Annotated in this window: 11 protein-coding genes and 1 pseudogene; 1 reads left to right on the top strand and 11 read right to left on the bottom strand. The window is 44.8% G+C overall.

From position 1 onward, the window contains the following. The first annotated feature begins 45 nt into the window (after positions 1-45). Complete coding sequence (locus ACLGGO_RS10190; RefSeq protein WP_446419226.1) at positions 46-672, top strand: hypothetical protein; 627 nt, start codon at positions 46-48, stop codon at positions 670-672. On the opposite strand, the gene ACLGGO_RS10185 is transcribed toward ACLGGO_RS10190, so the two are convergent. The 11 genes and pseudogenes from ACLGGO_RS10185 to ACLGGO_RS10135 form a co-directional block, all read right to left on the bottom strand. Next, complete coding sequence (locus ACLGGO_RS10185) at positions 661-3090, bottom strand: TOMM precursor leader peptide-binding protein (RefSeq protein WP_446419225.1); 2430 nt, start codon at positions 3088-3090, stop codon at positions 661-663. The two genes, ACLGGO_RS10190 and ACLGGO_RS10185, sit on opposite strands and share 12 nt — an antisense overlap. Further along, positions 3071-3406: pseudogene (locus tag ACLGGO_RS10180) on the bottom strand (Uma2 family endonuclease); the annotation flags it as partial. The pseudogene ACLGGO_RS10180 and the gene ACLGGO_RS10185, both read right to left, overlap by 20 nt. A gap of 263 nt (positions 3407-3669) precedes the next feature. Beyond that, the gene (locus ACLGGO_RS10175) at positions 3670-4119 is read right to left on the bottom strand and encodes a DUF29 domain-containing protein (protein WP_446419224.1); all 450 of its coding nucleotides are present in this window, start codon (positions 4117-4119) and stop codon (positions 3670-3672) included. Between the two features lie 154 nt (positions 4120-4273). Further along, positions 4274-5845 (bottom strand): NAD(P)H-quinone oxidoreductase subunit N, encoded by a 1572-nt coding sequence (locus ACLGGO_RS10170; RefSeq protein WP_446419223.1) that lies wholly within the window; start codon positions 5843-5845, stop codon positions 4274-4276. 364 nt (positions 5846-6209) lie between these two features. Continuing rightward, positions 6210-7049 carry a carbohydrate ABC transporter permease gene (locus tag ACLGGO_RS10165; protein ID WP_446419222.1) on the bottom strand — a complete coding sequence of 280 codons (840 nt, stop codon included), beginning with the start codon at positions 7047-7049 and terminating at the stop codon, positions 6210-6212. A gap of 105 nt (positions 7050-7154) precedes the next feature. Then, on the bottom strand, positions 7155-7715 hold the full coding sequence (locus tag ACLGGO_RS10160; protein WP_446419221.1) for a 5-formyltetrahydrofolate cyclo-ligase: 561 nt from the start codon (positions 7713-7715) through the stop codon (positions 7155-7157). Beyond that, on the bottom strand, positions 7712-8416 hold the full coding sequence (locus ACLGGO_RS10155) for a hypothetical protein (RefSeq protein WP_446419220.1): 705 nt from the start codon (positions 8414-8416) through the stop codon (positions 7712-7714). Before ACLGGO_RS10155 ends, ACLGGO_RS10160 begins: the two co-directional genes overlap by 4 nt. Positions 8417-8511: 95 nt before the next feature. Next, positions 8512-9456, bottom strand: coding sequence for a GDP-L-fucose synthase (fcl, locus tag ACLGGO_RS10150; RefSeq protein WP_446419219.1), 945 nt, complete (start codon positions 9454-9456; stop codon positions 8512-8514). A 132-nt stretch (positions 9457-9588) separates the two neighbouring features. Further along, on the bottom strand, positions 9589-10677 hold the full coding sequence (gene gmd, locus ACLGGO_RS10145) for a GDP-mannose 4,6-dehydratase (protein ID WP_446338425.1): 1089 nt from the start codon (positions 10675-10677) through the stop codon (positions 9589-9591). A gap of 308 nt (positions 10678-10985) precedes the next feature. Next, positions 10986-11717 carry a sugar transferase gene (locus ACLGGO_RS10140; protein ID WP_446338426.1) on the bottom strand — a complete coding sequence of 244 codons (732 nt, stop codon included), beginning with the start codon at positions 11715-11717 and terminating at the stop codon, positions 10986-10988. 95 nt (positions 11718-11812) lie between these two features. Further along, positions 11813-12946, bottom strand: coding sequence for a glycosyltransferase (locus tag ACLGGO_RS10135; RefSeq protein WP_446419218.1), 1134 nt, complete (start codon positions 12944-12946; stop codon positions 11813-11815). Positions 12947-13266: the final 320 nt, after the last annotated feature.

The following is a 13266-nucleotide window of genomic DNA, read 5'->3' as shown; positions in this document are numbered from 1 at the left end:
CATTATTCATAACCAAAGCCCGATTGCCTCTTCAAGGAGAATCCTATGTCCTACAGCCAATTTACTCTAGATGATATCGAACCTAACTTTAATGTAACTATTACAGAAAAGGTCGGTATTTTCAATGACATTCCCCAAAAAGAACACAGCCAATTTCTCCAAAAATTACTCAGCTATAACATCCCCTTAGCCCTAGATATCGCTACCGAAAAAGCTAGATCAGAGATGATCATCACCCCTATTCTAATCGAACTGAAAAAACAATTCAACTCTCAAATCAGCTTATTTTCTGGCAAGGAATTTAATGTCGATCTGGAAAAAGGATTAACGGGATATTGCGATTATCTCATCAGTTATTCACCATCCCAACTCCTGATTAAATCCCCAGTTATCACCCTAGTCGAAGCCAAAAATGACAATATTCAATCCGGTTTAGCCCAATGTATGGCAGAAATGATTGCCGCCCAATTATTTAATCAAAACCATAGTAATTCAATCCCAACCATTTACGGTGGTGTAACCACTGGCACCAACTGGAAATTTATGAGATTAACCGAAAAAATAATTGAAGTTGATTCCCAGGAATATTTTCTCAACCCCATCAGCAAAATTATTGGCATATTGAGTCATTTTATTAGGACTGGCGCTGACTCAATAGGGTTACATCCATAAAGGAATTGGGTTTAATTCTGCCTCCGTCAACGGTTGTTCCAGCCAATCCATTTGTACGGGAACATCATACAATCGTCCTGAACCTAATCGCTTCCAGAAATGCCGCAAACCGGGAACGATTACTTTAACCACATTTAAGCCGATATCGGGGCGGGTTTGATCGAGAACTAGCATTTCCATCCCCTTTTCCTGAACCAGATTCTGACAGTATTTAATATCGTCTAAAAAATCCTCATGCCAAATTATCGCATAATCAGCGTTACACTTAGGAGCAACGCCGCGATCGGGGATTAAATAAGGTTGATTTGCTAATGTTGCCGTTTTCCACCAGTACAATACATGAGGTTCCGCCGATATAGCATAGCGCGTCGTACCATCGGGATTCGCATTCAAAACCGCCGGAAGCATTTGACAAACTTCTGTTAACGCTCGTTGTATGGCTAGCTTGGGGTCAAAATGAGTACCAAATCCCAAAATAATATCTTCAACCTCGCGATCGCGTCGTCGAGAAATAGCGGCAAATGTGGGAATAGTTATATCGCTAGTGATATCAATAACCCAAAGTTCCCGCCCGATGGATTGGTAATAATTGGTGATAGCGGTAAAATAAGCATCGTCAAAACTCTCTAAATCTACGCTTGGTTTTTGCAGGCGATTGTACCACCACAACGCCACACTATCTCGCTCCACCAATTCCAAAAATCCATGTAAAATTGCCTCTTCTAACGTATTCCCAGCCGCACAGCCATTAGTCGTTGCCCAACAGTCGGGATTGGCTGGCTGGGGATAGCCAAAATAACAATAAGCTGTGGGTAAATATTTAAATGCTTGCTGAGTTAAGGACCAAATTGGAGTCCACTCAATGTCCCGAATTTCATCAAAGGGTTCTGGAACCTTCTGAAACTGATCCGTACATTGAGCATTCCATCGCTTTCGATTGTCATATTGAGCCTGACTGAAGTTCATACAAGCATTCGGATGAATGGCTCCATCGCCGAGGTTTTGGTAACTGCTCTTAATCCGGATTTCATCGCCTTGAAAAATACTCGAATATCGCTCGATGGCTTCACCCAAACCGCTGGCTTTGGCTTGAGTATCGGTTCTTCCTTTGCCAGAACTTCTCCCGCCAATATTTTTTTGCAAATTCTCTAAATCGTCAAATATGGAGGCACAGTGATGCTTAGCGGTATAGATATGAGCAAAACCATTAAAATCATAAGGCAGCTTTTCTAAAGAACGCACGACTCCCGATAGGGGACTAATATGATGTTGGTAGCGTTCTAAGGTTTCTTCGGGGGTAATGTAACGATGTCCGCCATCCTGGGTAAACCGTTTCTGGCGGCTACCCAGAATTACAGGTAACGGGCGATCGCGTTGGGGTTTAAGCTTACTTTTCATGGGATCTGGAAAACCTCTCTCCAAACCTCTCTCCATCCCCCCTAGCCCCCCTTTGAAAGCAGGGAATGAGGGGGGTTGGGAAGGGGGCTGGGGGGTTAGGTCTGACGTTGATTTTTCCAGATCCAGATGGCGTGAACAGTCAGGGGGTTTAAGGTAGCCACAATCGGGACATTGGGGGCGTTTGACAATAACGTGATTTTGTATGGCTAGAGATAGGGTATTATAGGTGACAATCACCCCTTCCAGTCGTTTATTTTCGCCTTGAAGAATCCATTTGAGAATCTCATTTCTTGCCATTGCCAGAGCCGTTTGTTGAGTGATTGGCAAATCCACAAGGGGAGGGGTTAAAGGTGAAAGGTTATCTCTGCGTCGCTGAATAAATCCTTCTGAGGGTCGATTATTTCCTAATCGCTGTGCCAAACAGTGCCAACATCCGGTTTTTCCTGGCTGAAAAATGGGTCCGATCCAAAGCAGAGTCCCGACGGGTTTAATTAACATCCAAGGACGAGATTTTTCCAGATTGGCTCGGTTAATCGCGGCTAATTCCTCTCGTAAATAGTCGTCGGTTATGATAATTTCAATATCTCCCTCATCGCCAACTTGTATGTGCGATCGCGCTAAGGTTTCAATTAAATCTTTGCCGGATTTGGAAGAGGGTGCTCTAACGGTAACCTTAGTTGATTGCAATCGCTTGTCTGCTTCTTTGGTATCGACAAGCAAAGACTCGCACAATAAAGTGAAATTCGGATCTAACAGGGGTTCATTTTCAATAATTAATCCCTGCTGCTCCAACTCCATCAGCGCATAAAAGAGATAAGCCTCTGGGAATTCGTTGCTGAGTTGGCGAACAATTTCCTCCTGAGTTCTCTTACCATCCAGCACAGGGATTAACCGTTGATATAAAGAATCGTTTAGGAATACTGTCCCGACTTCCGACAATAAAAAGATACCGTCTGGGTCAAGTTTTTCCCAACGGAAGCTGTTTTTTAATTTTGGCTTTTTAATCATCATTATTGACATTGGGATCAATATTCATCGCTCTCAGGCGATCGCGCAACGCCTGTAACTCTGACTCGGCGCGATCAGCTCTCTGTTGCTCTCGTTCTTTCTCTTGTCGTTCCTGTTCAGCTCGTTCTTCCCCAGTTAGCAATAAATTACCCTGACTATCCCACCAGCGCAACCAAGGTAACTCCATATTCTGATATCGTCCTTGCCAAATTCCCAATTCTACTCCCAACTCTTCAATCGCAAAGTGTTCCCGCTCATTCGCCGACATGAGTTGGTAACGGTTTTCCAGCAAACGATACACCTCTACCCGCTCTCGTTGGACTTCATAGGAGATTTTGGTAAACGTCATGACAGTACCAAGAATACTGTTGTGATTTTATCATAAGTACCTGGAAGTAATTCTGAGTCGTGATCGCCAAGAACTTTCTACTCCCGGTGACGCCAACGAGTTTACAGAACCCGTACTGGGTTCCCAATCCTTAGTCACAGTCAACGGTTCACGCCATCAACGCCAACTGCTCATGCCCCATTTCCATGGCGATCGCGTCAACGCGGCAGAGTCGTTGATTGAGAATACATCAGGACACGATATTAATCAACATCGCCAGCTTCATCGACAACAAACCAATCTTCATCCAGGGCTTGTTCTAAGGAAATATGAGCATCCTTTGGCAGTGAAAACAGCTTAGAAACCGACTTAATCGCCACAGGATATGCTTTGGCATACATCGCTTCTAGTTCAGGTTTCAAGCTGGGACTGTCTTCTAAACGCTGTTGAATTTGAGCGCGAAAATTGACAATTTCAGCAGCCCAATGATTTGCCGAATACTCTTTCTCGGCTTCCCAATACGATAATTTAAGCAGATGTTCTAATAAACGGGTTAAAAGACTTAATACAGCTCGTCTCTCACTTTTACCCATACTTTCTAATTCTTCTATCAAATTATTCCAATCAACCTGATTAAAATTACGTTCTCGTAATTGGTTGATCGTTTCTTGAATCCATTGATAATAGTCTGTTTTATATTGCGTTTTGGACATGGTATTCTTTTCCTATAACTTTAATGTGGCATTTTAATTTAAGTTTTGATCTACTCCCTCCCCTTAACAAGAGGAGGGTTTGGCAGGGGTTTATATGAGTTATTTTTCCGCCTTGTACGAGTTCCCCGACTCCTTGAAGACGTCGGGGATCTAATTAATCTCGCAGTAAATTGACATCCAAAGATGCAATCGGTTGGGTGTGAGATTGAGCTTGGATCACCGAAGAGTGCAGCATGGACGTATTGGTCACTGAATTATTGGCGAGGGTAAATAGGGGGTTAGACAAAATTCCCGCCAGAGAGGTGACAACAACAGAAAGAACTAAACCCACTTGTAATGGACGCATTCCGGGTAAATTCCAGCGGATTTCCGGATAATTTTTCACGGCGTCGGACATTTCTTGGGGTTCTTTAACCACCATCATTTTGAGGACGCGGATGTAGTAGTAAATGGAAACTACAGTGGTAATTAGACCTAGCAAAACTAAGCCATACAATCCGGCTTGCCAACCTGCCCAAAACAGGTAAATTTTACCGAAGAATCCCGCTAAAGGTGGAATTCCGCCTAAGGACAGTAAACAAATACTTAATCCTAATGTCAGCAGGGGATCTTTCTGATACAGTCCCGCATATTCGCTGATTTGATCCGTACCGGTTCGCAGGGTAAACAGAATCACGCAAGCAAAACCACCTAGGTTCATGAACAAATAAACCAGCAGATAGAAAATCATACTGGCGTAGCCTGCATCTGTTCCCGCAATTAAACCAATCATGACAAAGCCGGCTTGGGCAATGGATGAATAGGCAAGTAGGCGTTTCATGCTGGTTTGGGTAAGTGCTACCACATTTCCCAACACCAGACTTAAAATAGCGAGGGCAGTAAAGACAAAGTGCCACTGTTCGCTAACCAGGGGAAACGCAGTTACCATTAAACGAATGGCGAGGGCGAAGCCTGCGGCTTTAGAACCGACAGACAAGAAGGCGACAACCGGAGTCGGGGAACCCTCGTATACGTCAGGTGTCCATTGGTGAAACGGAACCGCAGAAATTTTAAAGGCAATTCCTGCGATCGCAAAGACTAAGGCGATTAAAATACCCAAGGATGGGGTAGATTCTAAACGAGCAATACCTGTCGCGATCGCATCTAAGGTGGTTTCGCCGCCAGATAAGCCGTATAGTAAGGACACGCCATACAGAAACACCCCAGAACTCGACGCGCCAATCAGTAGGTATTTCAGCGCCGCTTCATTGGAGCGGGGATCACGCTTCATGTATCCCGTCAACAGGTACGACGAGATACTCAGCGTTTCTAGGGAAATAAAGATCGTAACCAGTTCATTCGCACCACTGAGGCACATCGCCCCCAAGGTAGCGGTAAGTAAAATACCGATAAACTCCGCTAACGAGGTGCCAGACTGCTGAACATAGCGAATCGATAACAAAATGGTTACCGTCGTCGATAAAGCGATGATGCCGCGAAAGGCTATACTCATGGCATCCCCATTAAACCCGCCAAAAAAAGCCAGGGGTTGGGCAACATCCCATCGATAGTATAGGGCAACTAAGGAAACTAGCAGTCCGCCGATGGCGACGTAAGGCAGGATGTTAGCAGAACGTTTACCTGCAATCAGATCAATTCCTAAAACCAGTAACAGGGTAATCACGACGATTCCCTCTGGCAAAATGATCCCAGCATTAAGCTGGGCAGCAATAGTGGCAAAATCCATTATGGTCTATGCTTAGGGTCGTATCCAGAGACTAACGTTCTTATCATATCGGTGATTGGTACAGCTTGTAGAGACATTCCACCAAAACCCCTCTATATGCAATAGCAAAAGGCTCCAAGGCAGAAGGGGTATGGGGTTAGGGATCGCTCTTTGTGAGAAATGCGGGCGAAGCAGAATATGAAAAGGCTCTAGGCAATATATTGTCTTCTTCAGACGTTAAGCGGGTTATTTCTGGTCTACTAGCCCAAGTTCATGCATGAATTAACTCTATGAGTTGGTCACAAATTTCCGGAGTCAGTTTTTCCTGATCATTGAATGTTTTTTCCAGCTTTTTCAGCTTCCCTTAATCGAACAGTATTGGAATCTACCCTTTAACACCACTCCCACTATCATTAGGTACAATATACCGCTGCATCAGGATAAAAAATAGCAAAACTGGGGCAATAGAAATAACTGAACCTGCGGCAATTAAACGCCAATCGAGAGAAAAGGTTCCGGCTAACTTAGCAACACCTAAAGGTAAGGTATAATATTCTGGTCTGTCAAGAACGATTAGGGGCCAGAGAAAGTCACTCCATGAGCCAATAAAGACAAAGATAGCCAAAGTAACTAACGCCGGACGAACGGCTGGAATCATCACATGCCACCACAATCCTAACTCCGAACAGCCATCCATCCTAGCCGCTTCTTCAAGTTCTTTAGGAACCCCTTGAAAAGCTTGGCGTAATAAGAAAATGCCAAAGGCTGAGGCTAAACTGGGGAAAATGAGGCCTAAATAACTATTGCGTAAGCCAAACTGCACCATCAAGATGTAGAGGGGAATCATCACGATTTGAAAGGGAATCATGATGGTGGAAACGATAATCGCGAAAATGATATCTCGTCCCCGAAAATTAAGACGGGCTAAGGGATAAGCGGCGAGGGAACAAAAGAGGAGATTGAAACTAACGGTGAGAATGGCAACAATGAGACTATTCCAGAGATATTGAGCAAAGGGATTGGCTTGCCAGATTTTAATATAATTCTCAATCGTTGGCTGAGTAGGGAACAGTTGAGGCGGAAAGCCAAAAATATTCTCTGTGGAAGACTTCAAAGATGTGCTAATCAACCAGAAGAGAGGAAACAGCATCACCAACGCGATCGCACTTAAGAGGATATACGTCCAAAACCTTTGCCAAATCTGCTTTCCCGACTTTTTACTCATCGCATTTTCTGCTTCTGTAGTCAGGGCGTTAGCCCTCTAAACCCTTCCCATCATAATCAATCCTGTTTCCGTACAAACCCGTTCTGTCGTCAGGGCTTTAGCCCTCTAAACCATCATAATCAACTCGGTTTCCGTACAAACCCCATTTAAAGGTTGATCCCACCCATCGATAGGGAGTTGGGGCAAGAAAGCAAAATCAAAGACAATTCCGATGGTAGGCTTAGATGTCCATTCCGCCGCACTCAGCAAGCGATCATAGAATCCACCACCATATCCCAAACGATAACCTCGGCGATCGCACGCTACCGCAGGAACTAAGATTAAATCCACGTCATTAGGCTCTAAGGTGGGGGAATTTGCATCGGGTTCAAAAATGCCATAAGCACCCGCTTTTAGGGCTTCTCCGCTTTTCCAGCTATGCCAGAGGAGAGATTTACCGACACATCGAGGCAATCCCCAACAGTATTGGGTATCGGTAAACAGAGGATTCAGATCCGGTTCTTGGCGAAAACTAAAATAAGCCAGGATCGTTTTTGCCTGAGTCAATAGGGGTGAAGACTGAAGCTGAGTACAGACGCGATCGCTCTTTTCTCGCCCGTCATCCTTTGTCATGGCTTGTCGCTGTTTCAGCAGTCGCTGACGTAATTGTTTTTTGTCATTCGTCATTTGTCATTTATCATCGCCTGCCAAGCTAACTCTAGGGTTGCCATTTCACTCCAAAAATCATTGGTATTTCGCAATGCTAATAATCGTGAGGCGCATTCATCCCGGCTGATGACACTGCACGCCCAGGTTACCAGATTTTCAAAGTTTGCCGATTGTCCTGTGGGGTAACTCCAACGTCTTCCAAATTTAGCTATTTCCCCGTTGGGATAGTACCAGCGAGAGGCTACTTTTGCCGTTTGTCCATTGGGATACTTCCAAATCGCGCCGAATTTCGCCGTTTGTCCGTTGGGATAATTCCAATTGTCACCGATTTTCGCCCGTTGTCCATTCGGATATTCAATAATTGCCCTTCCCCAGGTATTCGCTAATCCACAGGCGAATTGTTGCTGAGTCTCTACTAATCGCACCAGATTGCTATTTCCTTGAGACATTCGCGCCAGTCGCGTCATAATCGTCAGATCGAGACATTCCTGGGTAGCGGTTGGGGGTGGGATAACTTCCACCGCCGAAGGTTGAGCGGTATTACAGTATTGCGCTTCTAGAGTCGCCAGGTTTGCGTCGTCTAAGCCTTGCTGAATGGCGAGACGGCGTACCTGACGAATTTGGCTGCATTGAGTAGGCGTGGCGTCAGCGCGATCGCCGCTTGTGCCAAGAGCCAGTAGGGGCAATAGTAATAGTACCACACGAATCGCCAGTTTCATAAGATACCAATAACCCTAATCCTAAATAATCTCTATATTTGAATTTTAAAGGAGCAGGGGTTTCAAAAAGCTATCCGTAATAGAAACTTTCTCCACTATTTTCCTTTAATTCTATCATAGTTTTCCCTGAACCATTGATAGGTTAATTCTATACCTTGCTTTAAGGAGATTTTAGGCTGCCAACCAGCGGCATTAATTTTCGAGGTATCCAAAAGTTTACGAGGTGTACCATCGGGTTTAGAGGAATCGAATTTTAACTCACCCTCGTAACCAATCACTGCTTTAATTAACAGCGCCAATTCTTTGATAGAAACCTCTTCCCCTGTACCGACATTCACGAATTGGATTTCGTTATAGTGATCCATCAGAAAAACTAAAGCATCAGCTAAATCATCGACATATAAAAACTCCCGCAGAGGCGAACCCGTTCCCCAAATTTCCACAGCCTCAGCCTTGTTAATTTTAGCTTCATGGGTTTTTCGCAACAGGGCGGGGAGAACGTGGGAATTGGCTAAATTGAAATTATCATTTGGACCATAGAGATTTGTGGGCATAGCGGAGATGAAATTCACGCCATACTGCCGACAATAATTCTCGCAAAGTTTCAGTCCGGCAATTTTCGCGATCGCGTAGGGTTCATTCGTCGGTTCAAGGTACCCCGTAAGTAGGTGTTCTTCCTTCATCGGCTGGGGACATAATTTGGGATAGATACAAGATGAGCCGAGAAACAGCAATTTTTTTACACCGCACAAATAAGCGCTATGAATAACATTAGATTCAATCATTAAGTTCTCATAGAGAAACTCAGCGCGGTAGGTGTTGTTGGCATTAATCCCTCCCACTTTTGCCGCCGCGATAAAAACGTAATCTGGGCGTTCAGCGGCAAAAAAATCCTCTACGGCTTGCTGTCGTCTTAAGTCCAACTCTTGACTCGTTTTCAGGATAAGATTGGTATAACCCTTGTCGCGTAAGGATTTGACAATGGCACTACCCACCAAGCCGCGATGACCTGCTACGTAAATTTTTGAGTCGTTGTTCATGATAATATTGGATACATGAAAACACTGAATAAACGGTAATTTAAGGGCGGATATTAGGGTTACGTTATTGTTTACAGTCTCCTGCAAATCACTCGCGCCCGCCCTTACGAATGCGTACCTTTTGAATTTTACTCAATCAATAGGTGCGTGAGCTTGGGAATGTTCGTAAGTATTTTCCTTATGTTTTTCAAACAGTTTTGCCCCTTCACCATTAGACGATGACTGTCCGAAAGTTCGCAAATCGGCTTCTACCATTAATGCGACTAAATCTTCAAAGGATAAAGACGGTTGCCAACCCAGCTTTTGCTTTGCTTTTGCGGGATCACCAATCAGTAACTCCACTTCCGCTGGGCGCAGATAGCGGGGGTCAAACTCCACATAGTCTTGCCAATCTAAATTTACACAGTTAAAGGCAATATCCAGAAATTCGCGAATCGAGTGAGTTTCACCTGTAGCGACGACGTAATCGTCGGGTTCCTTTTGTTGCAGCATCAGCCACATGGCTTTAACATAATCTTTTGCATAGCCCCAATCTCGCTTCGCATCTAGATTTCCTAGATAGATTTTTTTCTGCTGTCCAGTCACAATTCGCGAGATCGCACGAGTAATCTTACGGGTGACAAATGTTTCTCCCCGACGCGGCGATTCGTGATTAAACAAGATACCATTGCAGGCAAACATCCCATAGGATTCGCGATAATTCACTGTTTGCCAATGGGAATACACTTTGGCACAAGCATAAGGACTGCGGGGATAAAATGGGGTAGTTTCCTTTTGGGGAACTTCCTGGACTTTGCCAAACATTTCCGACGAACCCGCCTGATAGAAGCGCACATCAATAGCCGTGCGATTGCGATAATCCCGAATGGCTTCCAACAGGCGCAGCGTTCCCATTCCCACGGCATCAACTGTATATTCCGGACAGTCAAAACTAACACGAACATGGGATTGAGCGCCCAAATTATAAATTTCTGTCGGCTTGACTTCCTCTAGAATGCGGCGCAAGGTGACGCCATCAGTCAAGTCCCCGTAGTGTAGAAATAATCGGGCATTCTGATTGTGCGGATCAACGTAGATATGGTCAATGCGATCGGTGTTAAATGTGGAAGTTCGCCGGACAATTCCATGAACTTCGTAGCCTTTCTCCAGTAATAACTCACTCAAGTAAGAACCGTCTTGACCGGTTATACCTGTAATCAGCGCTTGTTTGGGTTGCGTCATCCTTAAATCGTCCTGTGATGCGTATGGGCAACAGTGGCAGTAGGTGCTTGCCAGAAACGTGTTAATATCCCGACCCGGTTTTGGGATATAGGAAATTATTCCTTACATTACCTTAAAATTTCTGGCATTGATCGACTTTCTCTTTAATGTATTATCTGTCTAGCCTAGCATGGGAGTCTGACTTTGCCGCCGTCGTTGCGTCCGGCGGTTGGTTCATTCCGCGTACTTCGGGCAATGGTCATTGTCGAGTTTGAGCCGAGAGGTTTAATTTGAGATTAATCCTCCCATGCTCCCCTAAGCTTAACTTGTCAGTAAGCTCCATTATTCTTTGGAGAAATTATTACGCCAATTGTTTTCACAATCAACCATAAGTCCAGCCAAAAATTGCAGTAATTGACGTAATAAACATCGATTTGGACTCGACGTTTATAGGGAATATCATTCCGCCCTGAAACTTGCCATAGTCCGGTAATTCCTGGTCTAATTGTCAAAATTTTATCGATGTGACGCCCGTACTTATGCAGTTCCTCCGGGACTAAGGGTCGAGGTCCGACTACACTCATATCTCCTTTCAAAACGTTCCAAAATTGCGGAAACTCATCCAAGCTCGTATATCGCAAGACTTTGCCAATTAAGGTTATTCTGGGGTCTTGCTTTAGCTTGAAATTCGCTTCAAACTCACAACGAATAGAAGTTGATTCTGTCAACATTTCTAGCAACATTTCATCCGCATTTTCCACCATTGTCCTGAATTTAATGCAGCTAAACGGTTTATAATCTTTACCGATTCGCTCCTGAACATAAAAAATAGGTCCTGGTGAACTGATAGCGATTAGGATGGCTAAGAGCAGGTAAATCGGAAAAAACAACGTAAGAACCGATAGGGAAAATACGACATCGAACAGCCGCTTGGCAAAAATTCCGTCTAAGCGATATCGAGACAGACCTTTGGGTCTACTGCGTGGAGCGCGGGGCTGGACACCACGCTTCACGAACGCTCGCAACGTCTTGACGGAGATAAGTTGGCTTTGGGCAGTCATCTTACTCCTTCACTTCACACCACACGTCACGATCATAAAGCCAGAAGCGGTTAGCTAAGGCAATAGCGACCAGGAAACTGGAATTTATGACTCTTTCATCGTGACAGGTGGTCTCGATAGCAGCCATCCAGAAACGTCAAGTAGCGATCGCTAAAAACAGTTGGCGCAAATTTAGCTGCGTTTAATTGTATCTGTTCGGGACTAAAAGCAGTAGCTTGTGCTTCAAAGGCTTCCACCGCCTCCATCAAAGCCCTAGGACTTTGGTCTAGAAAAAACAGACCCGTACCCTTATCCGGATGTTTCCGGATATCCCGAACGGTTTCCAAGGCGCCACCAGCACCATAGGCAATGATTGGTGTACCACAAGCTTGAGCTTCCACTAGGGCAATGCCAAAATCTTCACAGGCAGCATAAACAAATGCTTTCGCCTGTGCCATATACTCCTCAACCACGCCATCGGGACAAAAGCCAAGCACTTGTACGTTGGGTTTAGCCAGATGGCGCAGCGCCTGCAATTGAGGTCCACAGCCAATAACAACCAAAGGATATCCCAGTTGATTGAACGCCTCCACGATTAACGTCACTTGCTTGTAACTAACCAATCGAGAAACTGTCAAGTAAAAATCCGACTTTTGAGCCAAAAAAGGAAACCGTTCAATATGAACTGGAGGATAAATCACCTGTGCCTCTCGCCTGTAGCAGCGCCAGATCCGTCGTGCTGTATGGCGGGAGTTGGCAATAAAATAATCCACCCGGTTCGCTGAGATGACATCCCATTGACGCAACCGATGCAGCAGATACCGGGTAATTGACCCAGGTAATCCTCGTCCCATAGCACTGCTGTTGAGGTAGTCAAAGGTCAAATCCCAAGCGTAGCGCATGGGTGTATGGCAGTAGCAGATGTGTAGCTGTTGCGGACGGGTGAGAACACCTTTGGCAACAGCATGGGAGGAGGAGAGGATCACATCGTAATCCCGCAAGTCTAGCTGTTCAATGGCTAAGGGTAGCAGGGGTAAATATTTCTGCACTCCCTTGCTAGCCATTGGAAAATGCTGTAGAAAGGTCGTGCCAATCCGGCGTCCAAACAAATAACTTTGGGGATTGGTTGATTCAAAATCAATCAAAGCATACAAATCAGCCTCAACGGACTTGAGGATTTCTTGAACCACCAGTTCAGAACCACCCGTTGCTTTGGGAGTCAGCCACTCATGCACTAAGGCGTACTTCAAGAATTGTTACCCCCCAATCCGTCATTGCTTATCGTCATTCGTCTTATGTAAAGGTTTGAGAACTATTTACAAGATAGCGATGGTGAAAACGACGGCGTTTTAACCACGGGATGAAACTTAAGCGTTGCGTTCAGCGTAGAGACGCGCCATGGCGCGTCTCTACTTTAGTTGCGAGTCTAATCTATCCTGACAACACTCAAACAATACTGTAGTATAATGAGTGTTAGATACATGGCAGGGGCTCTTGCAAATGTTTACTTTAATTTACGAGTTTAAACTAAAACCAACTAGCGCCCAAATAGCCATTTTTAAGGAATGGC

This window comes from Coleofasciculus sp., assembly GCF_046565525.1.
Taxonomy (GTDB): domain Bacteria; phylum Cyanobacteriota; class Cyanobacteriia; order Cyanobacteriales; family Coleofasciculaceae; genus Coleofasciculus.
This window is presented reverse-complemented; position numbering and strand designations above follow the sequence as displayed.